Source organism: Wenjunlia vitaminophila DSM 41686, from assembly GCF_000380165.1.
Lineage (GTDB): Bacteria > Actinomycetota > Actinomycetes > Streptomycetales > Streptomycetaceae > Wenjunlia > Wenjunlia vitaminophila.
On the sequence record NZ_KB904635.1, the window covers coordinates 139,694 to 162,838 of the forward strand.

At 72.0% G+C, this 23,145-nt stretch carries 23 protein-coding genes; 6 read left to right on the plus strand and 17 right to left on the minus strand.

Going from position 1 to position 23,145, the window contains the following annotated elements; all coding sequences use genetic code 11:
• The first annotated feature begins 19 nt into the window (after positions 1 to 19).
• Positions 20 to 1,090, plus strand: coding sequence for an L-glyceraldehyde 3-phosphate reductase (gene mgrA / locus A3IG_RS0101920; RefSeq protein WP_078499923.1), 1,071 nt, complete (start codon positions 20 to 22; stop codon positions 1,088 to 1,090).
• Positions 1,091 to 1,137: 47 nt separating this feature from the next.
• On the opposite strand, the gene A3IG_RS0101925 is transcribed toward mgrA, so the two are convergent.
• Positions 1,138 to 1,845, minus strand: a complete 708-nt coding sequence (locus A3IG_RS0101925; RefSeq protein ID WP_104530639.1) for a prepilin peptidase — start codon at positions 1,843 to 1,845, stop codon at positions 1,138 to 1,140.
• Between the two features lie 52 nt (positions 1,846 to 1,897).
• Here A3IG_RS0101925 and A3IG_RS0101930 point away from each other — a divergent pair, with 52 nt between their 5' ends.
• Positions 1,898 to 2,254 (plus strand): DUF192 domain-containing protein, encoded by a 357-nt coding sequence (locus A3IG_RS0101930; protein WP_018381859.1) that lies wholly within the window; start codon positions 1,898 to 1,900, stop codon positions 2,252 to 2,254.
• A 23-nt stretch (positions 2,255 to 2,277) separates the two neighbouring features.
• On the opposite strand, the gene A3IG_RS0101935 is transcribed toward A3IG_RS0101930, so the two are convergent.
• The 15 genes from A3IG_RS0101935 to A3IG_RS0102005 all read right to left on the minus strand — a co-directional run bounded on the left by A3IG_RS0101935 (position 2,278) and on the right by A3IG_RS0102005 (position 15,799).
• A complete protein-coding gene (locus A3IG_RS0101935) occupies positions 2,278 to 2,883 on the minus strand; it encodes an OmpA family protein (protein ID WP_018381860.1) in 606 nt (201 codons plus the stop codon).
• A gap of 8 nt (positions 2,884 to 2,891) precedes the next feature.
• Positions 2,892 to 3,488 (minus strand): hypothetical protein, encoded by a 597-nt coding sequence (locus A3IG_RS0101940; protein WP_018381861.1) that lies wholly within the window; start codon positions 3,486 to 3,488, stop codon positions 2,892 to 2,894.
• A 34-nt stretch (positions 3,489 to 3,522) separates the two neighbouring features.
• Positions 3,523 to 4,194, minus strand: a complete 672-nt coding sequence (locus A3IG_RS0101945) for a pilus assembly protein TadG-related protein (protein WP_018381862.1) — start codon at positions 4,192 to 4,194, stop codon at positions 3,523 to 3,525.
• On the minus strand, positions 4,191 to 4,427 hold the full coding sequence (locus A3IG_RS0101950; RefSeq protein WP_018381863.1) for a hypothetical protein: 237 nt from the start codon (positions 4,425 to 4,427) through the stop codon (positions 4,191 to 4,193). The genes A3IG_RS0101945 and A3IG_RS0101950 overlap by 4 nt, the downstream gene beginning before the upstream one ends.
• A 103-nt stretch (positions 4,428 to 4,530) precedes the next feature.
• Complete coding sequence (locus A3IG_RS0101955; RefSeq protein ID WP_018381864.1) at positions 4,531 to 5,418, minus strand: DUF5936 domain-containing protein; 888 nt, start codon at positions 5,416 to 5,418, stop codon at positions 4,531 to 4,533.
• 1 nt (position 5,419) lies between these two features.
• Positions 5,420 to 6,367, minus strand: a complete 948-nt coding sequence (locus A3IG_RS0101960; RefSeq protein ID WP_018381865.1) for a type II secretion system F family protein — start codon at positions 6,365 to 6,367, stop codon at positions 5,420 to 5,422.
• Between the two features lie 2 nt (positions 6,368 to 6,369).
• Entirely contained in the window at positions 6,370 to 7,704 is a 1,335-nt protein-coding gene (locus A3IG_RS0101965; protein ID WP_018381866.1) for a CpaF family protein, read from the minus strand.
• Positions 7,705 to 7,711: 7 nt separating this feature from the next.
• Complete coding sequence (locus tag A3IG_RS28250; RefSeq protein ID WP_018381867.1) at positions 7,712 to 8,122, minus strand: TadE/TadG family type IV pilus assembly protein; 411 nt, start codon at positions 8,120 to 8,122, stop codon at positions 7,712 to 7,714.
• Positions 8,115 to 9,719, minus strand: a complete 1,605-nt coding sequence (locus tag A3IG_RS0101975; RefSeq protein WP_026219803.1) for an AAA family ATPase — start codon at positions 9,717 to 9,719, stop codon at positions 8,115 to 8,117. Before A3IG_RS0101975 ends, A3IG_RS28250 begins: the two co-directional genes overlap by 8 nt.
• Before the next feature lie 7 nt (positions 9,720 to 9,726).
• The gene (gene cpaB / locus A3IG_RS0101980) at positions 9,727 to 10,440 is read right to left on the minus strand and encodes a Flp pilus assembly protein CpaB (RefSeq protein WP_018381869.1); all 714 of its coding nucleotides are present in this window, start codon (positions 10,438 to 10,440) and stop codon (positions 9,727 to 9,729) included.
• A complete protein-coding gene (locus tag A3IG_RS0101985; RefSeq protein ID WP_018381870.1) occupies positions 10,437 to 11,405 on the minus strand; it encodes a hypothetical protein in 969 nt (322 codons plus the stop codon). The genes cpaB and A3IG_RS0101985 overlap by 4 nt, the downstream gene beginning before the upstream one ends.
• Before the next feature lie 191 nt (positions 11,406 to 11,596).
• Positions 11,597 to 13,090, minus strand: coding sequence for a GntP family permease (locus tag A3IG_RS0101990; protein ID WP_018381871.1), 1,494 nt, complete (start codon positions 13,088 to 13,090; stop codon positions 11,597 to 11,599).
• A gap of 373 nt (positions 13,091 to 13,463) precedes the next feature.
• On the minus strand, positions 13,464 to 13,856 hold the full coding sequence (locus A3IG_RS0101995) for a RidA family protein (protein ID WP_018381872.1): 393 nt from the start codon (positions 13,854 to 13,856) through the stop codon (positions 13,464 to 13,466).
• Positions 13,857 to 14,015: 159 nt separating this feature from the next.
• The gene (locus tag A3IG_RS0102000; RefSeq protein ID WP_018381873.1) at positions 14,016 to 14,762 is read right to left on the minus strand and encodes an IclR family transcriptional regulator; all 747 of its coding nucleotides are present in this window, start codon (positions 14,760 to 14,762) and stop codon (positions 14,016 to 14,018) included.
• Positions 14,759 to 15,799, minus strand: a complete 1,041-nt coding sequence (locus A3IG_RS0102005) for a sugar kinase (RefSeq protein WP_018381874.1) — start codon at positions 15,797 to 15,799, stop codon at positions 14,759 to 14,761. The genes A3IG_RS0102000 and A3IG_RS0102005 overlap by 4 nt, the downstream gene beginning before the upstream one ends.
• Before the next feature lie 163 nt (positions 15,800 to 15,962).
• Here A3IG_RS0102005 and A3IG_RS0102010 point away from each other — a divergent pair, with 163 nt between their 5' ends.
• The 4 genes from A3IG_RS0102010 to A3IG_RS0102025 all read left to right on the plus strand — a co-directional run bounded on the left by A3IG_RS0102010 (position 15,963) and on the right by A3IG_RS0102025 (position 20,846).
• Complete coding sequence (locus tag A3IG_RS0102010) at positions 15,963 to 17,228, plus strand: alanine racemase (RefSeq protein ID WP_018381875.1); 1,266 nt, start codon at positions 15,963 to 15,965, stop codon at positions 17,226 to 17,228.
• 89 nt (positions 17,229 to 17,317) lie between these two features.
• Positions 17,318 to 18,916: an N-acyl-D-amino-acid deacylase family protein gene (locus tag A3IG_RS0102015; RefSeq protein ID WP_018381876.1), complete on the plus strand. Its 1,599-nt coding sequence runs from the start codon at positions 17,318 to 17,320 to the stop codon at positions 18,914 to 18,916.
• A gap of 81 nt (positions 18,917 to 18,997) precedes the next feature.
• On the plus strand, positions 18,998 to 20,209 hold the full coding sequence (locus tag A3IG_RS0102020; RefSeq protein ID WP_018381877.1) for a pyridoxal phosphate-dependent aminotransferase: 1,212 nt from the start codon (positions 18,998 to 19,000) through the stop codon (positions 20,207 to 20,209).
• A 187-nt stretch (positions 20,210 to 20,396) separates the two neighbouring features.
• A complete protein-coding gene (locus A3IG_RS0102025; protein WP_026219804.1) occupies positions 20,397 to 20,846 on the plus strand; it encodes an SCO4983 family protein in 450 nt (149 codons plus the stop codon).
• A 56-nt stretch (positions 20,847 to 20,902) separates the two neighbouring features.
• Here A3IG_RS0102025 and A3IG_RS0102030 read toward each other — a convergent pair whose 3' ends face one another.
• Positions 20,903 to 22,843 carry a phosphoenolpyruvate carboxykinase (GTP) gene (locus A3IG_RS0102030; RefSeq protein WP_018381879.1) on the minus strand — a complete coding sequence of 647 codons (1,941 nt, stop codon included), beginning with the start codon at positions 22,841 to 22,843 and terminating at the stop codon, positions 20,903 to 20,905.
• Positions 22,844 to 23,145: the final 302 nt, after the last annotated feature.

Genomic DNA, 23,145 nt, shown 5'->3' on the forward strand with positions numbered 1-23,145 from the left:
AGCATGATAGGACTCAAGAGTGACTACACCACCTTCATACCAGCCCCTCACCTCGCCCTATCTCTACCGCGCCGATGACACCCGGTACGACTCCATGGAGTACCGGCGCTGCGGGCGAAGCGGCTTGAAACTGCCGGCCATCTCCCTGGGACTGTGGCACAACTTCGGCGACGACCGCCCGCTGCAGACCCAGCGCGACATCCTCCGGCGCGCCTTCGACCTGGGGGTCACCCACTTCGACCTGGCCAACAACTACGGGCCCCTACCCGGCTCCGCGGAATCCAACTTCGGGCGGATCTTCGCGCAGGACCTGTACCCGTACCGGGACGAACTCATCATCTCCACCAAGGCGGGCTACGACATGCAGCCCGGCCCCTACGGCGACTGGGGCTCCCGCAAGTACCTGCTCTCCTCGCTCGACGCCTCGCTGCGCCGGATGGGCCTCGACTACGTCGACATCTTCTACTCCCACCGGTTCGACCCGCACACCCCGCTCGAGGAGACCATGGGTGCGCTGGCCTCCGCCGTGCAGCAGGGCAAGGCCCTGTACGTCGGGGTCTCGTCCTACGGCGCCGAGCGCACGCGCGAGGCCGCGGGACTGTTGCGGCAGATGGGTGTCCCCGCGCTCATCCACCAGCCGTCCTACTCGATGATCAACCGTTGGGTGGAGGACACCGGACTCCTCGACGTGCTGGACGAAGAGGGCATGGGCTGCATCGGCTTCGCGCCGCTGGCCCAGGGACTGCTGACCGACCGGTACCTCGACGGCATCCCGTCGGACTCGAGGGCCGCCCGGGGCACCTCGCTGGACCCCGAGCTGATCAACGAGAACACGGTGACCCGGCTGCGGGCCCTGGACGCCGTCGCCCGGCGCCGCGGCCAGTCCCTGGCCCAGCTCGCGCTGAGCTGGGTGCTCCGCGACCCGCGGATGACCTCCGCACTGATCGGTGCCTCCTCCGTGGCACAGCTCGAGGCGAACCTCGGCGCGGTCAGCGCGCCGCCGCTCACCGCGGAGGAGATCGCCGAGATCGACCAGCACGCCGTGGAACGGCCGGGCGTCAACATCTGGGCCCGCAGCAGCGAGGGCTGAGCGCCCAGGGGAGTGATCCGGCTCCCACACCGCTCCCGACCTGACGACTACCCGGCGCCCACCAGCACCCCCGCCAAGGCACCGAGCAGCAGGAAGGGACCGAAGGGCAGCCCGGTACGGCGGTGGGCCCGCCGCGCGGCGACCCGCGCGAAGCCCACCGCCGCACCCAGCAGGAAACCGGTGAACGCCCCCAGCACCAGCACGTCCCAGCCGTACCACCCCAGGACGAGACCGACCGTCAACGACAGCTTGACGTCACCGAACCCCATGCCGTCGGGGCTCACCAGGAACAGCAGGAAGAGGAACGCCGTCAGGGCCACCGCGCCCAGCAACGCCCGCACCCACGCCCCCTCAGCCCCGGGCAGCAGCGCCGCACCCCCGAGCAGCGCGGCGGTCCCGCCCGCCATCGGCAGCGTCAACAGGTCGGGAAGCCGCCTGACCGCCAGGTCCACCGCCCCGAGCAACACCCCCACCGGGGCGAACAGGAGCCACACCGCCGTCTCCGGCCGCACCCCGCCCGCCACGGCGAGCAGCCCGCACACCACCGCGGTGACCGTGCCGGTGAGCCACGCCCCGGGCCCGTACCGGGTGGCGCACCGGCGGCACCGGCTCAGCAGCGGCAACCGGTGCCCCTCCGGGCAGAGTTCACGCCACGGCTCCCCCGGGGCCACACTCAACCGGTAGGCCGGTCCCGGCAACAGCGCCCCCACCAGCCCGCCGTACCCGACGGCGACGACGACAAGCGGCAGGTTCAACGGCACCTCAACCCCCCGGACCGGCACCACCCACCGACGAAGGAGGCAGGCGATGGCCCGTCGCTGGCACGACGGTCACGGCACTCTACGCATTCCCGGAACACCGCCGCTCCCCCTGGAGATCGCCGCCTCCTACCGGGCCCGCACCCGCGGGCTCCTGGGCCGCACCGGGATCGACGGCGCACTGCTGCTCACCCCGGCGGCCAGCGTGCACACCATCGGCATGCGCTTCGCCATCGACGTCGCCTACCTCGACCGTCACGACACCGTGCTGGCCGTCCGCACCATGCCTCCCGGACGGCTCGGAAGGGTGCGCCTGCGGGCCCGCCGCGTCCTGGAGTCCGAGGCCGGCGCCATGGGCCGGTGGGGGCTGCGCCCGGGCGTGGCAGTGCAGTTCGACGCGGACTGAGCCCGGCCGCGCCCACCGGCGGGTCAGTCCTCGAGCTTGGGGAAGGTGATCTCCACCCGGCGGTTCTTCCGCCGCCCCTCCTCCGTGGAGTTGTCGGAGATGGGGTAGTCCTCGCCGAAGCCCCGCACGTCGTAGTTGACCTCCGGGCTGAGCAGGTCCTTCAGCACCTGGTGCACGGCCTCGGCGCGCTTCTGGGACAGCACGTCCCCGTGGCCTTCGCTGCCGAGGTCGTCGGTGAAGCCGAAGATCCGGACGTAGTGCGTCTCCTGGTCGTCTATCTCGTCGGCGATGGTCCGGATTCGGCCCCGCGCGGTCGGGGACAGCTCCGCGCTGTCCCTGCCGAACAGCACCTCCGCCTGGAGGGCGAACGTCACGTTCTCGTTGGTCTCCTCGCGACGCTCCTCTCCCTTGCCGTCCTCCACCACCGTCTTGATGTCGAGCACCTTGGGCTCCGCCAACTCCGCTCCCTCAGCGAGCAGGAGCTGCGGGTCGTTCGCGTCGATCTCCACGGGGGCGGACGGGGTGCCGGTCGGGTCCGGCCCCTCCGCGTGTCCTGTCGGCGCACCGACGAACACCAGGCCCGTGGCGAGCGCGGCCGTGGCCGCCAGCCGGAACGGTCTGAGCTGCATGGGCACCCTCACCCCGAAATCTTGATCTTGGCGGGCGGCATGGTCGGGAGCTGGAACTCGACGTCGGTCACGTCCTCGGCGGGAGCGGGGAACTGGGCGTAGATGGGGCGGGTCTCATCGGGCTTGACGTCACTCAGTTGCATGGTGCACAGGCACATGCCCTCGGTGTCCCGCAACACGTAGTAGCGCTTCTTGGCCTCGGGGTCCACCAGGACCGCGCCGGCCACCGAGTACCCCGACTTCTGCACTTCCTGTTCGGTCCCCACCCACTGGGTGGCGTCGAAGATCTCGTCGCCGGTGTTGGTGATCTCGCCCTTGACGGTGACGAAGCCGCCGGCGTCCCGGGTCGCCTCCGTGATGGCCAGCACCACTCCCTTCTCCCCCTTGACCTCTGCCAGCGTCTGGGCCGGCGCCGGTTCCTCCTTCGGTTTCGAGGAACTGGTTGACACGTCGGATCCCTGGGTGTTCGACGCCTTCGGGTCCGCCTTGTCGGCCTCCTTGTCACCGTTGTCCCCGCCACAACCGGCCACGGCGAACGACAGGCCGATGGCCAGGGTGGCAGCGGCCAGCCGGACCCGAACCTGCGTTCTGCGCTGGGTGGTCATCGTTGCTCGTTTCCTTCGCTCGTCGTTCCACTCGTCACTTGGTGAGCCGGATCACGAAGAGATCCCCGAGGTCCAGGTCAAGCTCCGGGTCCCCCGGGTCCAGGGACAGTCCGCCCTCGTCGCAGTCGAACGTCACCGGTCCCGGTTCCTCCTCGCTGTCACCCTCGTCCTCGTCCTCTTCGTCGGCCGGAGAACTGGGGTCACCGTCAGGCTCCTCGGTCGGGTCCTCCTGTCGGGGACTCAGCGCGCAGCGGGGCTCGATGACGGCCGTTGCGGTGGCCACCGCGTGCTTGTCCTCGGTGCCGTCGATCACCGAATCGCCGATGCTGTCCTCGGACCTCACATCAACCCGGTAGCCCGCGGGATCATGTACCCGGACGCATTCCTGTACCCGGGCCCCGTTGCGCTCGGCGTAGCTGGACGCGGCGGCGCAGTGACCGGAGCGGAGCTCCTTGCCGTCCAGCAGGTCCTGGATCAGCTCGAGGTCGCCCGCGCGCAGGGCGTCGAGGAACTGGGGGCCCATCCCGTCCCGGGCGTCCTTGGCCGCACCCAAGGCCGCCGCGTCGGCCGCCGTCTGGGTGCCGTTGCGCGAGTCCTCGGCCTGTCCCACGGCGAAGAAGGCCAGCGCGACGAAGAGCAGGCCGACCCCCGCCATCAGGTGGAGCGGGATGGTCTGCCCGTCGTCACGTCGGAGACGTCGGATCACGAATCACCGATGACGTCGTTGATCGCGCCGGTGATTCCATTCTTGATCTTGTTACCGATGTCCGTGCCGTTCAGCGCGAGGATGATCGCCGCGACGATCACCGCGATCCCCAGATACTCAATCGCTGTCTGTCCCCTGTCTCCCCGTCCTGACCGTGTCGCCGCGACACGGTCAACCGCCCAGTCGCGCACGGCGATCCGTGCCGCGACCGCTGCCTTGATCACGCGGTCCATAGTCGCGCCCCCTCCTCGGTTCTCGTCGCTATGCACAAGGTAGAGCCGAATGCGATTTCCGCCAGTGGGCATCGGAGGACGCCTTCCCCCCGCGGCGGTTGCCCTATCCGTCAAGGAATGCGTCCATGTCGATGTCGGAACCCAACAGCAGGCTGGTGACCAGCAGGATCAGCGTGGCCGGGACCATGAGCATGGTCACCACACCGGTGGCGCGGGGCACCGTGCGGGCCGCCTTCCTGCGGGCGTTCTGGGCGTCGGCGCGGCGCATGTCCTGGGCGATCTGCATCAGCGTCTCCGCGATGGGGGCACCGAGGTCCTCGCCCTGCTGGAGGGCCGTGACGAACTGGCCCACCTGCTCGGAGTCGTTGCGGCGACGGAGTTCCTCGAACGCCTGCCGGCGGCTCATGCCCATCTCCATCTGCCGCAGGCTGATCCGGATCTCGTCAGACCAGGGTCCCTGGTACATCGTGGACACCCGCTCGAGCGCCTGGCGGAAACCCAGTCCGGCGGTCACCACCACGGACAGCACGTCGAGGAAGTCCGGCAGGGTCCGCTCGATCTCCTCGCGACGGGCCCGCACGGCCGCCCAGATGCCGACGTCCGCCCACCACCAGGCGAACGCCGCGCAGATCAGCGCGACCACGATCTGCCCGCGGACCAGGAAGACCAGGGTGGCGGTCCCGCCGAGGGCACCGTAGACCGCGCGGCGGGCGGCGTAGCGCTGGACGGTCAGCCCCCGGGGGTTGCCCGCGTGGTCGATGCGGTCCCTGGCCCTGGCCACCCGGACCGGGCCCATCAGCCGTAGCACCAGGGGGGCGTAGCGCATGCCGAGGCGGTCCAGCAGGGATCCGACCGCGGTCGTGCGGGTGGAGCCGACCTCCAGCGCCAGGCTGAGGTCGCTGGGAAGCCGGGCGTCCCGTCGGTACAGGGCCACGCCGTAGGCGACGCCCAGTACGGACAGCGCCGTGACAGCGGCGAGCAACAGCGCCATCTCAGACCTCGATGCGGGACATGCGGTGGATGAGGAAGAAGCCCAGCGCGTACAGGCCGAGGGAGACCAGCACGGCCACCCGGCCGATGCCGCCGCCGGTCATCTCGGCCAGCGCGCCGGGGGTGATCTGGTCGATCATCAGCAGGGCGCCGACGCCGATGACCGGGACCGCGTAGGCGGTGACCCGGATCTGGGCGAGCTGGGTGCGCACCTCGCGCCGGGTCTCCTTGCGTTCCTCCAGCGTGTTGGTGAGGTTCCGCAGCGAGCCGACGAGTGAGCCGCCCGTGCGGGCGGACAGGACGAGGGTGGTCACCAGGACCGCGAGCTCCCGGGACGGCAGCCGGCGCTGGAGGTCGCCCAGCGCGTCGTTGAGCGAGTGGCCGACGGCCAGGGCGTTGGCCACCTTGGTCAGCTCCTCCCCGGCGGGGGCCGGCAGTTCCTCGGCGGCCATGGAGACGGCGGTGCGCAGCGCCAGGCCGGCCTGGGTGGCGTTGGCGAGTACCCGGGACAGCTCGGGGAGCTGGTTGATGAAGCGTTCGATCCGCAGTTGGCGGCGCCAGTTGAGGAAGGCGAACGAGGCCCAGACGCCCACCAGGCCGGCGATCGGGCCGAAGAACGGGGCGAGCAGGGCGTGTGCCAGGGCCCACAGTCCACCGACCACGCCCAGCATGGCCGCGGTGAACTCCCCCGGCGTCAGTCGAAGGCCGGTGGTGGCGATCCGCTGTTCCAGGCGCGGGCCGTACCTGCTGCGCCGGACGCGGGCGTCGAGCCGGGCGAACCGCTGGGGCCGTTCCGGGGGGGCCTCCTGGCCCCCCGCGGTGATCGCCAGCCGTTCCACCAGTGCCTGCCGCTGGGCCTGCCCGGCCGACCAGGTCAGCACCCCCCACACGGCGAGGACGCAGGCCAGCAGCGTCACACCGAGGACGACGAGCGACGAGGTACCCCACACCGCTACCGGGCCTCCCTGATCTCGAGTTCGTCGTCGGAGGCGGCCACCCCGAACCTCGGGGGCACCGGTTCACCGGCGAGGTACAGCCGCTGCGCCACCGACCTGGGCAGTGGGTGGTGCTCGTAGTGGCCGCGGACGACGCGGTCGGCGTCCATCGGCTGGGCCCGGAACCGGCAGACGCTGGTGAGCTGGAAGACCATCCGTCCCCGCGAGGACAGCATGGCGATCTCGGTGACCCGTCGGCTGCCGTCCACGTGCCTGGTGAGCTGGACCACCACGTCCACCGCGCTGTTGATCTGGTCGCGGAGCGCCTCGAACGGGATCTTCACCTCGCTCATCGAGGCCAGCGTCTGCAACCGCATGATGCCGTCCTCGGCGGAGTTGGCGTGCACGGTGGCCAGTGAGCCGTCGTGGCCCGTGGACATCGCCTGGAGCATGTCCAGGGTTTCCCCGCCGCGCACCTCGCCGACGATGATCCGGTCGGGCCGCATCCGCAGCGAGTTGCGGACCAGGTCGCGGATGGTGATCTGGCCCCGGCCCTCGACGTTGGGCGGGCGGGACTCCAGGCGGATGACGTGGTTCTGCTGGAGCTGCAACTCGGCGGCGTCCTCCACGGTGATGATCCGTTCGCCCTCGGGGATCAGTCCGGAAAGGGCGTTGAGCAGGGTGGTCTTGCCGGCACCCGTGGCACCGGAGACGATCACGTTGAACTTGGCCCGGATCAACGAGGCCAGCAGCAGCACCATGGACTCGTCCAGGGTTCCGAGCTCGAGCAGCTCCTGGAGGGTGTAGGCGCGGGGGAAGCGGCGGATGGTGAGGGTCGGCCCGGTCAGCGCCAGCGGCGGGATGATCACGTTGACGCGCTCGCCGGTGGGCAGCCGGGCGTCCACCATGGGGTTGGACTCGTCCACCCGGCGGTTCACGGTGGACACGATCCGCTCGATCGTCTGCATGAGCTGCTCGCTGCTGGCGAAGCGTGTCGGGAGCAGTTCCACCCGCCCGGCCCGTTCCACGTAGATCCGGTCCGGGCCGTTGACCATGATCTCGGTGATGGACGGGTCCTCGAGCAGCGGCTCCAGCACGCCGAGCCCCAGTGCCTCGTCCACCACGCGGCGCACCAGGGTGGCCCGTTCCGCGTTGGACAGCACGGGGCCCTCGCGGCTGATGATGTGGCTCAGCACCCGTTCCAGGCGGGAACGGCGCTCGGAGGCCGACAGGGCCGACATCTCGGCGAGGTCGATCTCCTTGAGCAGCTTGGCGCGGTACACCTCGACCAGGTGGCTCTCCTGGTGCTGCGGGGCGTTGTCCTCGGACGCCAGCCGGGCGCGCAGACTCACGGCCGCATCACTCCTTGGGCAGGTGTGCGGTGCGGTGGACCGGGCCGAACCCGCCGATGCCCGGGATGACCGACGGGATGTCGATGCTGGCGGTGGCGGTCACCGACTCCTCCCCCGTTTCGACGTCCACGGTGACGTCGTCCCGGAGCCAGTCGCTGACCGCGGCGGTTCCCGCGGCCTGCGGGGAGCGTCCCGGCACGTCCTGGGAGGCGGTGCGGGCGGCGGCCCTGGCCGCCGTTCCGGCCTGGGAGGCGGCGTGCGCGACGATGCCGAGTTGGATGCCGACCAGCGCGACCAGCAACAGCACCGGGATGGCCCCGAGGAGTTCGAGGGCCGCCTGACCACGGTCGTCGCGCGACCTGACCGACCGTCCCGGGGCGGACCGGTCCGGGGCGCCGACGCCGGTCCGGCTACCCATCGTCGCTCTCCTTCGCCGCGCCCGCGCTCGCGGAGAGCGTCAGCGGGAACGAGGCCACTCCGGGGAAGAGCGCGGGAACCCGGAGGTTGACCGACGCCGTGACCATCCCGTCCGACTCGGCGCAGGTGATGTCGGCGCCGTCCTGCCAGGCGCCCGGCAGGTCCTCGGTGCCGCCGCCGGCACAGGAGTGGCCGGTGGCGGCGGACCGTGCCGCCTTGTCCGCGGCGTTGCCGGCGAGGGTGAAGGTGTAGCCGATGAGGACGCACTGCCAGACCAGCGCGAGCACCACCAGGATCGTCGGGACCATGCCGAGGAACTCGAGGCTGGCCTGCCCCCGGTCCCCGAACCTGCCGGGCCCGCGCTTCCTGCCGGAGCGGCCCCGGGCGTGCTGGCGCCCCGCGCGGCGCCCGGGGTCGCCCGGCTCCGCGGTCTGGAGCAGGTCGAGTTCGCCGGCGAGCGCCCACAGTGCCTGCTTGACCGTGGAGCGCGCGTCGAGGTCCTGCAACCGGCCGGCGTCCACGAACGGTTGGAGTTCCCGGTAGGCCGCCGGGATCACCGTCCTGGCGCCGCGGGTGCCGGTGATCCGTTGCACCAGGACCGGCTGGATCTCGGTCCCGCGGGTGTGCCGGTTGAGGACCACGACGGTGTCCTCCGCCTTGCGCACCTGGAGGCGGTCCCACAGGCGCACCATCCGCTTGGCGGCCCGCACCGCGACCACGTCGGGGGTGGTCAGCAGGACGGCGGTGTCGGCGAGTTCCACGGCGACGGCGTTGGCCCCGTTCACCTGGCTGCCGCAGTCCACCACCACCACGTCGAAACGGGAGCGCAGGGCGGTGAGCACCTGACGGGCCGCGCGGTCGGTGACCTCCTCGGCGCGCTCGCCCTCGGCGGGGGCGAGCAGCAGGGCGAGCCCCGTGGGGTGGTCGAACATCGCCTCCTGGAGCACCCGGGGGGAGATGTCGTTGATGTCGGCGAGGTCGGCGAGGGAACGCCGGAACTGCACCTCGAGGTAGGACGCCAGGTCCCCGGACTGGAGGTCCATGTCGACCAGCGCGGTGGCCCGGCCGGCGGCGCGGGCGGCCAGCGCGAGTTCGATGGCGGCGACGGTGCTGCCGACCCCGCCCTTGGCCCCGGCGACCGTGACCAGGGTCCCGGTCCTGCCCGACGGGGCCTCGGGGGCGGGGGCCAGGTGTCGGCGCACCCCGGTCGCCCAGGCGGCGGCGGTCTGCACCCGCATGGCCAGTTCGTCGTGGGACAGCGGCAACCCGACCACGCCGCGGGCGCCGACGTCCATGGCCGCCGCGTACAGGTCCGGGTTCGGGGACTGGGACATCAGCACCACCCCGACCGCGGGGAACCGCATGGCGACCTCCCGGACCAGCTCGAACGCCGGCATCGGGCCGATCCGCTCGTGGACCAGGACCACCTCGGGCAGCCCGTCCACCGACTCGTCGGCGAGCCGGTCCAGGGTGGTGAGGAGCGCCGCGGAGTCGGCCGCGACCGGCGCCAGCTCCGCCCCGGGGACCTGGTTCAGCACCGTGGCGAGGGCCCGCGCGGTGTCGGTGTCGCCGATCCCACAGAGCACACGAATGATCACGCGCGTCTCACCGTTCCCGGTCCTCGTCGAGGGTGTAGGTGCGCTCACCGGGGGTGAGCGCCGTCTCGTCGCCCGGCGCAACCAGGGCGAGCCGCACGTGGGTGGCGAACGACTCGGCGTAGGCGAGGCGTTGCGCGTCGCTCGGGGAGAGCGCGAACGTGATCGGCACGGCCTCGTCACCGGAGCCGTCGTCGTCCCGGTCGGCGTCCAGCACCTCCAGTTCGCCGACGTCGATGACCTTGGCCGCGGAGACGATGATCTGCGAGGAGGCGGGCGACTTGCCGCGGTCCTCGGCTTCGAACGTGGCGAAGATGTCCACCCGGGCCCCGGGGTCGATCTTCCCGGCCACCCCCGTGGCGGCGTCGATCATGATGGCGATCTCCCGCTGCCCCGGCTCCAGGGCCGGGCGGTCCACGGCCATCTCCCGCTGGAGGAGCGAGCCCTCGTGCAGCGCGATGGGGGCGATCTTGTCGTCGATCTCGTCGAGGTCCCGCACCGCGGTGTCGGGGAGCCAGCGCTCGGGCACCTTCACCCGGCGGAACTGGCTGGGGGTCAGCTCCTGGTAGGCGGGGATGTCCTGCTTGAGCTCGTACGCGGTGGTCTCCTGGCCGACCTTGGACTCCACGTCGTTGACGACCGCGAGCACGCCCGCGAAGGCGGCGACGGCGCAGACGACGGAGAGGACGATCAGGATGACGCCGCGCCGTTGACGTGAGTTCATCGACGTGTGGGACCAATCTGGTATCTGCTGTCGGTCTCGGTTCGGCTGACGGTCCCGGCTCCTGCCCCGGGCCCGGGACGCCGTGAGGTGCCCGCCGGGGTGGCGGCGGACCCCGGGGTGACGGCGGCGGGGCGGGTGGGTGCCGTGGGTTCGACGCGGGCGGAGCAGAACAGGCACCGGTCGCCGATGGTCTCCAGTCCGCACCAGCCGCAGGCGTCGCGGCGGACGGAACGGACGAGTTGGTGGAGCACCGCCACGTCGGGGATGTACGCGGCGAACTCGACCAGCTTCTGGTTGCCCCACCACTGGGTGGACGCCGCGGGCAGCGGCACCTGGCACACCCGCTGGCACCGCCACTGACGGGCCAGGTCACCGCTGACCCAGTCGGACGCCAACCCGTGCTCCCCCACGGCGAGGTGGGTGGCGAAGTCGGGCCCGGGGAGCCTGGCGGAGCCGGTCAGCTCCGCCAGGTGCGCCTGGGGGTTGGCGACCACGGCGAACTGGGACCCGGGGACCCAGGAGCGCAGGTGTGACCTGAGGTTCACCTCGACCCGGTCGAGCCGGGCGATGCTGTTGAGCACGGCTCCGGTGTGCAGGTAGTAGGGCAGCAGCCGGGCGGCCCCGGCGAGCACCCCGGGTGCGAGGTCGGTGCCGCACAGCAGGGTGAGCTGACGGGCCAGCAGCGCGGCGGCCAGCGGCGGGAGATCGACGTCCACCAGCGCGATCCGGTCGCTCTCCAGGACCGCGCGGACCGTGTGCAGCCGGCGGCGCTCCTGCGCCGGCAGCGTGGCCGGAACGAGCGCCACTAAGTACCCGAAGCTGTCCAGCGCCGCGCTGACTCTGGTCAACTGTTCGTCGAGCGGATGTGACCGCTCCGTTGCCGCCCGGTCGTCGGGACGGTGCAGGACCACGGCGGCGGGCGCTTGCCCCTCCGGCACCGGAAGGATCAGGTCCGCGCTGGTCACGGCTATGGCAGTTGGCACCCGACCCCCAGTTCGCCTGATGACTCGCCCCCGCGGAACACCCCCAGGGCCAGCTTAACCAGGCGAACGGCCCAAAGGCATGCCACTCGGCGGGCGAGCGGCCGTGCGTTCGGTCCGTACCCGCGACGGTGACGCGGTGACCGGAGTGGTCGTCAGTTTCACGCGGCGCGGGGCTAGATGAGCAGGCTCAGCAGCGCGGCCGTGACGAAACCGGCCACCGAGAGCACCGTCTCCAGCACGGTCCAGGTGCGCAGGGTGTCCCGTTCGGAGATGCCGAAGTACTTCGACACGATCCAGAACCCGCCGTCGTTGACGTGCGAGGCGATGATCGAGCCGGACGAGATGGCGACGATGACCAGCGCGAGGTGTGCCTGGGAGTGGTCGCCCGCCGCGAGCAGGGGCTCGACGATGGCCGCGGTGGTGATGATGGCCACCGTCGCCGAGCCCTGGGCCACCCGGATCACGGACGAGATCAGGTACGCCAGCACGATCACCGGGAGCCCGGCGTCCTGGAAGGCGTCGGCGAGGGCCTGGGCGACGCCGCTGGCGCTGAGCACCTTGCCGAACACCCCGCCGGCGCCGATCACCAGCAGGATGGAGCCGACGGGCTTCAACGACGCCGAGGTGACCGCCTCCAGGCTCTGCCGGCTCCAGCCCCGGCGGATGCCCAGCAGGTAGTAGGCGAGCAGCAGGGCCACGGTCAGCGCGACGAACGGGTCGCCGACGAACTCGAGCACCGACCGCACGTCGCCCTTGTCCATGGTGATCGACGAGAAGGTCGCCATCAGGATGAGCAGCAGCGGGGTGCCGATGATGAACAGCACGGTGCTCAGCGGCACCGGGTCCTCGGTGGCCGCCGGGCCTTCACCCCCGTCCCCGCCGTTCCGGCGTCCCCGGCCCTTGGTGACGGTCCGCTCCAGTTCGGCCGCCACCGCGGCCCTGGCCTCCTCCGTGGCGTCCACCATGTCCTGGGGGACGGGAACGAAGATCCGCTTCCCCACCCAGTCGGCGAACACCCACGCCGCGAGCACCGCCGGCACGGCGCACACCGAACCCATCAGGATCATCCAGCCCAGGTCCACGCCGAGCAGTCCTGCCGCGGCCACCGGGCCGGGGTGCGGCGGCAGGAAGGCGTGCGTCACCGACAGGCCGGCCAGCAGGGGCAGCGCGTACAGCAGCAACGACTTGCCGCTGCGCTTGGCCGCCGCGTACACCAGCGGGGCGAGCACGAAGATGCCGACGTCGAAGAAGACGGGGATGCCGAAGACCAAGCCGGTCAGCCCCATGGCCAGCGGCGCCCGGCGTTCCCCGAAGACTCCCAACAGCCGCGAGGACAACACCTCGGCCCCGCCGGAAACCTCCAGGATGGCGCCGAGCAGGGTGCCGAGCCCCACCACGATGGCGACGCTGCCCAGGATGCCGCCGAATCCCGACTGGGTCAGACCGACGACCTCGCTGCGCTGGACGGTGCCGAACAGTTCCTCCACGCTGATGCCCGCGCCTAAGGCGACCGCGAAGCTGACCCCCAGCAGGGCGACGAACGGCTGGAGCCGGACCTTCATGATCAGGTAGAGGAGCAGCGCGATGCCGAGGACCGCGATGGTGAGCAGACCTGGTGTGCCCGATATCAGCAGGAGCAGGCCACCGGTGTGCGGGGTTGGTTCCATGAGGACTCCTTGGGCGTGGTGGGGCGGGGGGGCGCGGGGCGCCACCGGTCGGGACCGCCCCGCGGAGCGTGCGGGTCGGGGGCGGTGAGGGGCGGGCCGTCACGGGTGCCCGGCCGCGGGTCACCCGTGCGCGTGGGTGCGCGAGGGGGCACCGCGGTGCACGGGGTGACGGGGTGACGGGTGGTGTGCGGCGGAGCGCGCGGTGCCGGGGCGTCCGCGGTGGGGCGACGGGCTCGTCCTTCGGTGTCCCGGCGGCGGTCTGCGGGCCGGCGGCCGGGCGGCCCTGGTCACGTGGGCCCGGCGGCGGGCCGGCCGGTTGCGAGGTGGACCGGGAGGTCGCCCGCCGGACCCGGGTCCGGCGGGCGACGGCGCGTCAGTCCAGCACCGCCAGCGCGTCGATCTCGACGAGGAGGCCGGCGGGCAGCCCCACGTAGACGGTGGTCCGGGCCGGGTGCGGGCCGGCGACGCGGGAGAACCACTCGTCGTAGACCCGGTTGAGTTCGGCGAAGTGGCTGGTGTCGGTCAGGTAGACCCGCATCATGACCACGTCCGTCCAGGAGGCCCCGCCCTCCTCCAGGACCGCCTGCACGTTGCGCAGGGTCTGCTCGGCCTGCTCGACCAGGCCGGTGCCCGCCACCACGCCGCTGGCCGGGTCGAACCCGACCTGACCGGCGACCTGGAGGAGGTTCCCCTTGCGCACGCCCTGGGAGAAGGAGGCGGGAGGGCGCGGTGCCCGGTCGGTGACGACCGCGGTCTTTTCACTCATCGGCGTTTCCTTCGTGTCGTCGGCTTCCTGCGGTTCGTTCCTCGTGGTTCGTTTCCCGTGGTTCGTTCCTCGTGGTTCGTTCCTCGTGGTTCGTTTCCCGTGGTTCGTGTCGCTGGTTGGTGCCCGGGGGGGCCTCCTCCTTCCGTCGTCCGGCTCCGGTCAGGCGTGCTGTCCCACGTACTCACGGCTGACCGCTTCGGCGGTCCTGCGCACCAGGGGGAGCAGCGTGAGCAGTTCCTCGGCGCTGACCACCACGGTGGGCGCGGAGACGGACATCGCGGCGATCACCCGGCCGTCGGTGCCGCGGATGGGCGCCGCGACGCAGTTGATCGATTCCTCGTGACCGCCCAGGTCGGTGGCCCAACCCTGTTCACGCACCGTTGCCAGCTCGGCGAGGAACGCCTCCGGGTCGGTGATCGAACGGGCCGTGTAGCGGGGGAAGTCCAGGGTGGCGGCCAGCCTGCGCCGCTCGTCGTCGGGCAGGTCGGCCAGGAGCAGCTTGGCCACCGCGGCGACGGTGATGGCGACCGGTTTGCCGATGCGCGAGTACATCCGCACCGGGTAGCGGCTGTCCACCTTGTCGATGTACACGACCTCACCCTCCTCGTGGACGGCGAGGTGGACGGTATGTCCGCAGGCCTCGTTGAGCCCGACCAGGTGGGGGTGGGCGACCTCGCGGACGTCGAGGCTCTCCATCGCCTGCTGGGCGAGGGCGAACAGGCGCGCCCCAAGGCGGTACCGCTGGTCGTCCTGCCGGTAGACCAGACCGTGCTCGTGCAGGGTGCGCAGCAGCCGCAGCGCGGTTGACTTGTGCACACCCAGACGGTTCGCCACCTGCTCCAGGTTGGCGGGCCCCTCCGCGAGCAGCGGAAGGATGCGCAGCGCGCGGTCGACGGTCTGGCTCATGAACGGTCCTCCACCGTGCCGGGCCGCTCGGCCCACCCCGGGCCGAGCCGCAGGGCCCTCCAGGCATCCTCGTCCATGGCGGCCAGCCGGTCGGCGACGGCTCGCGACGGCGGGCGGCCCAGGTCGGCGGGGACGGTGAGGGAGACGGCGGCCAGCACGTGGCCGTGCCGCAGCCGCGCGGCGGGAGGCAGTCCGCGCAGCGCCGCGGACAGGAACCCCGCGGCGAACGCGTCGCCGGCCCCGACCGGCTCCACCACGTCGACGTGGAGCGCGGGTTCGAAGTGCCGGTCGTCGGTGCCGTCGGGGCGCCGGACGTGGGCCACCGCCCCGGTGGCGCCCTGCTTGACCACCAGGGTGCCCGGTTCTGGCAGCGCGGCGCGCAGCTCGGCGGCCCCGGTCGTGCCCCAGGCGGCCTCCGCCTCGTCCTCACCGACGAAGACGATGTCGCAGCCGCGGGCGAGCTCCAGCAGTTCCCCCGGGTGCCGGGGCCCCTTCCACAGCGACGGGCGGTAGTTGACGTCGAACGACACCAGGGGGCGGCCGGCGGCGCGCCGGGTGAGTTCCCGCACCAGTTCGCGGCAGGACGCGGAGAGCGCCGCGGTGATCCCGCTGAGGTGGAGCACCCGCCCCGACCAGGCCAGTTGTCGGGGGACCAGCTCCGGTGACATGACGGTGGCGGCGGACCCCGCACGGTAGTAGGTCACCGCGGTGCGCCCCGGCAGCCGTTCCTTGAAGTAGATGCCGGTGGGCCGCGTGGGGTCGCGCCGCACCCAGTCCACGTCCACCCCGGCGGCGGCGATCTCGGCGACCAGGTGGTCGCCGAAGCCGTCGGCGCCGACCCGGCTGATCCAGCGGGTCGAGTGGCCGCTGAGGGCGAGGTAGCAGGCGACGTTGGACTCGGCGCCGCCGACGCCCCGGTGGAAGGTGGGTGCGTCGGCGAGGGGCCCGGTGTGCTCGGGGACGAACGTGACCATCGACTCCCCCAGGCACACCGCATCGACGGCGGCGGGGGCGGTTCCGGTGGTGGGCGTGGTCACGTGGGTGTGCGTCCTCGTCTCGCTGGGCACGGTCCGGGGCGGCACCGTTGACCGTCCGGTGGGCCGGATGCTAGACACCATGAAGCATGCACCGCAATGCCTGTTGCACAAAATGCAACGGACTCCAGCGGGGCAGCGGTTGCGGACGGCGGCAGGAGGCGGCATGGATCCGGTCCGGGCACTGGCCGACGAACGGGTGGACTGGCGGTTCAAGGGGATGCCGCCGCAGGCGCAAGGACTCACCGTCAGGGAGCTCGCAGCCGAACGCAGGCCGCTGTTCACCGGTGGTTTCACCACCCCGGTGCTGACGCTGTCCGAGCCCGCGCTCGAGCACAACCTGGCCCTGATGCGCCGGTGGTCGGCCGAGCGGGGCCTGGCGTTCGCCCCGCACGGCAAGACCTCCATGGCCCCGCAGCTCTTCGCCCGCCAGCTCGCCGGCGGGGCGTGGGGCATCACCGTCGCCGTGCCCAGCCAGGTGCGGGTGTGCCGGGCGTTCGGTGTGCCGCGGGTGTTCCTGGCCAACGAGGTGGTGGACCCCGCGGCCCTGGCCTGGCTCGGCGCGGAGCTCGACGCCGATCCCGACTTCGTCTGCGTCGTCTACGTGGACTCCGTCCGCGGGGTCGAGCTGATGGAGACGGCGCTGCGGGCGGCAGGGGTGAAGCGGCGTCTTGACGTGGTGGTGGAGTTCGGTTGCCCGGGCGGGCGCACCGGTGTCCGCGACCAGCAGACCGCGGACGCCGTCGCCGACGCGGTGCGGCGGACCTCCTCGCTGCGGTTGGTCGGGGTGGCCGGCTACGAGGGCGAGTTGCGGGTCAGGACCCCCCAGTCGGTGCGGGAGTGGCTGGGGCGGCTCGTGGCGCTCGCCGAGCGGTTCGACGCGGCCGGCCGGTTCGCGGACACCGGAACCATCGTCCTCAGCGCCGGTGGGAGCGCCTGGTTCGACGCGGTCGCCGACGTCTTCTCCACCGTTCCCGCCCTGTCCCGGCCGGTGCTGCGACTGCTGCGGTCGGGCGCCTACGTCACGCACGACGACGGGCACTACCGCCAGGTCACCCCGTTCAACCGGCTCCCCGGCAACGACGCGCTGACCGCGGCGTTCCGACTGTGGGCCCAGGTCGTCTCCCGCCCGGAACCGGGTCGGGCCTTCCTCAACGCCGGGAAGCGCGACGCCCCTCACGACCTGCACCTGCCGCAGGCCCGGGTGGTCCGGGGCGCCGACGGGGTGGTCCGTGAGGCGTCCGGCCTCGTGGTGACCGCGCTGGCGGACCAGCACACGTTCGTGGAGGTCGCCGAGGGGACCGCCCTGGAGGTCGGGGACTGGGTCGGCCTCGGTCTCTCCCACCCGTGCACCACCTTCGACAAGTGGCAGCTCATCCCGCTGGTCGCGGAGGACGGCACGGTCACCGACCTGATCCGCACCTTCTTCTGAGGCGTGCCGACGGTGGTCGCCAATACCCGCCCGGGCACGCCGTCGGCGCGGTCAGCCCCTGCCCACACTGGAGCGGAAAGGGTCCTGCCATGGATCTGGTACTGCGCGGCGCCCGGGTGGTGGACGGCTCGGGAGCGCCCTCGTTCCGGGCCGACGTCGGCCTCGTCGGAGGTCGGATCGCCGAGCTCGCCCGCGCCGGCGAGGGCCGGCTGGGCGGGCGTTCCACCCTGGACTGCGACGGCCTGGTGCTCGCCCCGGGGTTCATCGACATGCACGCCCACTCCGACCTGGCCCTGCTCACCGACCCCGGTCACGAGGCGAAGGCCGCCCAGGGGGTCACCCTAGAGGTGGTCGGCCAGGACGGCCTGTCCTACGCCCCGGTGGACGACCGCACCCTGGCCCAGGTGCGGGAGCAGATCACCGGCTGGAACGGGGACCCGCCCGGCCTTGACTGGGACTGGCGGTCCGTCGGGGAGTACCTGGACCGCCTGGACCGCGGGATCGCGGTCAACGCCGCCTACCTCGTCCCCCACGGCACGGTGCGCATGCTCGCCGTGGGCTGGGAGGACCGCCCGGCCACCGCCGCCGAGCTGCGCCGGATGCGCCAGCTCGTCGCCCGGGGGCTGGCCGAGGGCGCCGTGGGCCTGTCGTCCGGCCTCACCTACACCCCGGGGGCGTACGCGGACGAGTCCGAGCTGACCGAGCTGTGCCGGGTGGTGGCCCGGTACGGCGGCTACCACTGTCCGCACCACCGGTCGTACGGGGCCGGGGCCCTGGCGGCGTACGCCGAGATGGTCCGGGTCGCCCGGTCCTCCGGGTGTGCCCTGCACCTGGCCCACGCCACGATGAACTTCGACGTCAACCGGGGGCGTGCGCCGGAGCTGCTGGCCCTGCTGGACGCCGCCCTCGACGACGGCGCCGACATCTCCCTGGACACCTATCCCTACCTGCCGGGCTGCACCACCCTCGCGGCGATGCTGCCGGGCTGGGCCACCGAGGGCGGGCCGGGCGCCACCCTCGCCAGGCTCCGCGACGGCGCGGTCAGTGAACGGATCAGGCGGGTGATGGAGGTGGACGGGTCCGACGGCTGCCACGGGGTGCCCATCGACTGGGACACCATCGAGATCTCCGGGGTGGCCGACCCCGCGCTGTCCCGGTACACCGGCCTGACCGTGCGCGAGTCGGCGGAGCGCGCGGGGACCCCACCGTTCGAGCTGGCCCGCACCCTGCTGCTCCGGGACCGGCTGGGCACCACCATCCTCCAGCACGTGGGGCACGAGGAGAACGTTCGGACGATCATGAGGCACCGGGTGCACACCGGGGGCAGCGACGGGCTGCTGGTGGGCGCCAAGCCGCACCCGAGGGCGTACGGCACCTTCCCCCGCTACCTGGGGACCTACGTGCGGGAGCTGGGGGTGCTCGGGCTCGAGGAGTGCGTCGCCCACCTGACCTCCCGCCCCGCGGCCCGGCTGCGACTGCCCGACCGCGGGCTGGTCCGTCCCGGGTACCGGGCGGACCTGGTGCTGTTCGATCCGGCGACGGTGGGCGCGGGATCGACGTTCGCCGCACCCCGCACCCCGCCGACCGGGGTTCCGCACGTGCTGGTCGACGGCTGTTTCGTCATGCGAGACGGACGCCGGACGGACGTGCTGGCCGGGCGCTCCGTTCGCCGCACCCCGACCTGCTGACCTGCTGAAATGCCGCGGATTGGGCCATCAGTGGGAAAAAACACGTGCACCGGCGCGGCGACGCGGTCGTAAGGTACGGACATGCAGGTGATCCAGTCCACGAAGCTCGCAAATGTCTGCTACGAGATCCGCGGTCCGGTGCTCGAGGAGGCGATGCGGCTCGAGGCAGAGGGGCACCGCATCCTCAAGCTCAACACCGGGAACCCCGCGCCGTTCGGGTTCGAGTGCCCACCGGAGATCCTGGAGGACATGCTCCGGAACCTCGGGGACGCCCACGGCTACGGCGACGCCAAGGGGCTGCTGTCCGCCCGCCGCGCCGTGGTCCAGCACTACCAGACCCAGGGGGTCACCCTCGAGGTGGAGGACGTCTACCTGGGCAACGGGGTCTCCGAGCTGATCCAGATGTCCATGCAGGCGCTGCTCGACGACGGCGACGAGGTGCTGGTCCCGGCGCCCGACTACCCGCTGTGGACCGCCTCGGTCTCCCTGGCCGGGGGCACCGCGGTGCACTACCGCTGCGACGAACAGTCCGACTGGATGCCGGACCTGGCCGACATCGAGCGCAAGGTGACCGACCGCACCAAGGCGATCGTGGTCATCAACCCGAACAACCCCACCGGCGCGGTCTACGACGACGCGTTGCTGCGCGACCTCACCGACATCGCCCGCCGGCACCGGCTGATCGTCTGCTCCGACGAGATCTACGACAAGATCCTGTACGACGGCGCCACCCACACCCCGACCGCCGCCGTCGCTCCCGACCTGCTGACCCTGACCTTCAACGGCCTGTCCAAGGCGTACCGGGTCGCCGGGTACCGCTCGGGCTGGATGGCGGTCTGCGGCCCCAAGGCGCACGCCGCCAGCTACATCGAGGGCCTGACCATCCTGGCCAACATGCGGTTGTGCGCCAACATGCCGGCACAGCACGCGATCGCCACCGCGCTCGGCGGACACCAGTCCATCAAGAACCTGGTGCTGCCCGGCGGCCGGCTGCTCGCCCAGCGGGACGCCGCCTACGACCTGCTCACCCAGATCCCCGGGGTCACCTGTGTGCGCCCCAAGGGGGCGCTGTACCTCTTCCCGCGGTTGGACCCCGCCGTGTACAAGATCAAGGACGACCGGCAGATGGTGCTCGACCTGCTCCGGGCCGAGAAGATCATGATCGTGCACGGCACCGGCTTCAACTGGCCGGAGCCCGACCACGTCCGCATCGTCACCCTCCCCCGCGCCGAGGAGCTGGTGGACGCGATGACCCGGATCGGCCGGTTCCTCGACGGGTACAGCCAGCACTGAGTCCCGGCTGCCGCCGGCAGGACGGCCACCGGCGTCTGCCCTCCCCCCCGCGGCGTCGGGTGGCACACCGGCGAGGGGGCGGGGGCGCCACACGCGCCCCCGTTCGACTCCCTTTTAGACCATGTCCAAGTTAGGATGGTGTCGATAGGAAGCCGCGCCCAGGCTCTCCCCGTCGTCGGAGGTCACCGTGTACGAACCGATTCGCACAAGGCCGGTGCACTCCCCGGGCTTGCCCTCGGACCGGGGTGGGCCGCTGGCCGGGGCCGCGGTGCCCCGCCAGCCGCGCGCCGAACACCTGCGCGTCCAGCTCGCCGGCCACCTGGCCGCGCTGCTCGCCGTCACCGACGAGCTCCGCGAGGACGGTGGCTCCCCCGAACTGGACGAGGCCGCGCACCAGATCGCCCAGCGGATCAACGAGCTCAGCCCGGAGACCTCACCGGTGCGGATCTGGGAGGGCAGCCGCCCGGCCGGAGGCCCCGTGGCGGTGCTCGCCGCACTGCACCGCCAGGCGCACACCATCGCCGGGCGGGTGCTGCTGGTCGCCGCCTCCCGGCAGGACACCACCACCGCCATGCTCGCCTGCCGCCGCATGGACGCCCACGCGGCGGCCCTCAAGGCGGTGCCCACGGCCGCCTGACCGCAGGCGCTCCGCTAGTCCGGCCCGGGGCCGCCCGGGCGGGCGGCCCCGGATGCTCAGGCGAGGCGCTCGACGAGGTTGCGGTACTCCTCCCAGAGCTCCGGCGGGGTGTGCTCGCCGAAGGTGTTCAGGTGGTCGGGGATCAGCGCCGCCTCCTCGCGCCACACCTCGGGATCGACCGAGAGCAGCAGGTCGAGGTCGTCGGCGGCGATGTCCAGGCCCTCGGTGTCCAGGGCCTTTGTGGTCGGCAGGGTGCCGATCGCGGTGCGCACGCCCTCGGCCTGGCCGTTGAGCCGCTCCACGATCCACTTCAGCACCCGGCTGTTCTCGCCGAAGCCCGGCCACAGGAACCGGCCGTCCGCGTCCTTGCGGAACCAGTTGACGTAGTAGATCCTCGGCAACGCGGCGGGATCGGTGCGCTCACCCATGCGCAGCCAGTGCGCGAAGTAGTCGCCCATGTTGTAGCCGCAGAACGGCAGCATGGCGAACGGGTCCCGGCGGAGCTCACCCACCTTGCCCTCGGCCGCGGCCGTCTTCTCACTGGCCACGTTGGCACCGAGGAAGACACCGTGCTGCCAGTCGAACGACTCGGTGACCAGCGGCACCGCGCTCGCCCTGCGCCCACCGAACAGGATGGCCGAGATGGGTACGCCCCGGGGGTCCTCCCACTCCGGCGCGATGGTGGGGCACTGGGCGGCGGGCACGGTGAACCGGGCGTTGGGGTGCGCGGCGGGGGTGCCGGTGCCCGGCGTCCAGTCCTGGCCCTTCCAGTCGGTGAGGTGGTCCGGGGCCTCGTCGGTCATGCCCTCCCACCAGACGTCGCCGTCGTCGGTCAGCGCGACGTTGGTGAAGACCGCGTTGCCGAACAGGGTCTTCATGGCGTTGGCGTTGGTGCGCTCACCGGTGCCGGGGGCCACCCCGAAGAAGCCCGCCTCCGGGTTGATCGCCCGTAGCCTGCCCTCCTCGTCGAAGCGCATCCAGGCGATGTCGTCGCCGATGGTCTCGACCGTCCAGCCGCTGATGGTGGGCTCCAGCATGGCCAGGTTGGTCTTGCCGCACGCGGAGGGGAAGGCGGCGGCCACGTACCGCGGCTCGCCCTGGGGCGGGGTGAGCTTGAGCACCAGCATGTGCTCCGCCAGCCACCCCTCGTCCCGGGCCATCACCGAGGCGATGCGCAGGGCGTAGCACTTCTTGCCCAGCAGGGCATTGCCGCCGTAGCCGGACCCGTAGGACCAGATCTCCCGGGTCTCCGGGAAGTGCGAGATGTACTTGGTGGTGTTGCACGGCCAGGGCACGTCGGCCTGACCGGGCTCCAGCGGGGCGCCGAGGGAGTGCACCGCGCGGACGAACTGCCCGTCGTCGCCGAGCTGCTCGAGCACCGGGGCGCCCATCCGGGTCATGGTGCGCATGGAGACCGCCACGTACGGGGAATCGGTGATCTCCACCCCGAGCGCGGACAGGGGGGAGCCCAGCGGCCCCATGCAGAACGGGACCACGTACATGGTCCGGCCCCGCATCGCGCCCTTGAAGATGTCCGCGAAGATCTCCCGCATCTCGTCGGGGTGCTTCCAGTTGTTGGTCGGCCCCGCGTCCTCCTGCCGCTGCGAGCAGATGAACGTCCGGTCCTCGACCCTGGCCACGTCGGACGGGTCCGACGCGGCGTGGAAGGAGTTCGGCCGCCGCACCGGGTCCAGCCGCCGGAAGGTGCCCCTGTCGACCAGCAGGTCGCACAGTCGCTGGTACTCCTCCTCCGAACCGTCGCACCAGACCACCTCGTCGGGTTCGGTGAGTGCGGCGATCTCCCGGACCCAGTCGAGCAGTCCCTGGTGGCGGGTCGGCGCCGGGTGTGCGGCACGGCTGGTGCCCCCGGGGGAGCCGGCGTCGCCGGCGGTACGGGTGCCGTTGGTGTGGGCAGGACCGGGGAGGGTGGGGTCGCCGCCGGAGGTGGCCTCCGGCGGGGTCGCACTGTTGGTGGGAGCCGCAATATTGCGCGCCACGATTGCTCCGTTCCGCCGATTCCGCACGAATCGGCGACAGAATTTGAGGGTTTTGCGGATGCTACCGCTTGTGTCCGCATGGTGGAACAAACCCCTTGGGGGCGTCGACCCGGGCGCTTCATGGCTTCCGTCCGGTATCAACCATGCTCGTCGATCAGCATTCAAGGGGACCGGACCGCCTGTCCACAAGGGCATGGGGCGCGGCGCCCGGGGGACGGCGCCCACCAGGAACGCGCCCGCAGTGCGCCGACCTGCCGCCCGCCCGTCCGACCGCCCCGTCCAACGCCCCGTCCGGTGGACGC

Excerpts from the sequence above, each read along its gene's own strand:
- A3IG_RS0101930 (WP_018381859.1), top strand. The coding sequence starts at position 1,898 with ATGGCCCGTCGCTGGCACGACGGTCACGGCACTCTACGCATTCCCGGA.
- A3IG_RS0102010 (WP_018381875.1), top strand. The coding sequence starts at position 15,963 with ATGGATCCGGTCCGGGCACTGGCCGACGAACGGGTGGACTGGCGGTTC.
- A3IG_RS0102000 (WP_018381873.1), bottom strand. The coding sequence starts at position 14,762 with ATGAGCCAGACCGTCGACCGCGCGCTGCGCATCCTTCCGCTGCTCGCG.
- A3IG_RS28250 (WP_018381867.1), bottom strand. The coding sequence starts at position 8,122 with ATGGGTAGCCGGACCGGCGTCGGCGCCCCGGACCGGTCCGCCCCGGGA.
- A3IG_RS0101935 (WP_018381860.1), bottom strand. The coding sequence starts at position 2,883 with ATGCAGCTCAGACCGTTCCGGCTGGCGGCCACGGCCGCGCTCGCCACG.
- A3IG_RS0101955 (WP_018381864.1), bottom strand. The coding sequence starts at position 5,418 with ATGGCGCTGTTGCTCGCCGCTGTCACGGCGCTGTCCGTACTGGGCGTC.
- A3IG_RS0102020 (WP_018381877.1), top strand. The coding sequence starts at position 18,998 with ATGCAGGTGATCCAGTCCACGAAGCTCGCAAATGTCTGCTACGAGATC.
- A3IG_RS0101940 (WP_018381861.1), bottom strand. The coding sequence starts at position 3,488 with ATGACCACCCAGCGCAGAACGCAGGTTCGGGTCCGGCTGGCCGCTGCC.
- A3IG_RS0101990 (WP_018381871.1), bottom strand. The coding sequence starts at position 13,090 with ATGGAACCAACCCCGCACACCGGTGGCCTGCTCCTGCTGATATCGGGC.
- A3IG_RS0101995 (WP_018381872.1), bottom strand. The coding sequence starts at position 13,856 with ATGAGTGAAAAGACCGCGGTCGTCACCGACCGGGCACCGCGCCCTCCC.
- cpaB (WP_018381869.1), bottom strand. The coding sequence starts at position 10,440 with ATGAACTCACGTCAACGGCGCGGCGTCATCCTGATCGTCCTCTCCGTC.
- A3IG_RS0102015 (WP_018381876.1), top strand. The coding sequence starts at position 17,318 with ATGGATCTGGTACTGCGCGGCGCCCGGGTGGTGGACGGCTCGGGAGCG.
- A3IG_RS0101950 (WP_018381863.1), bottom strand. The coding sequence starts at position 4,427 with ATGGACCGCGTGATCAAGGCAGCGGTCGCGGCACGGATCGCCGTGCGC.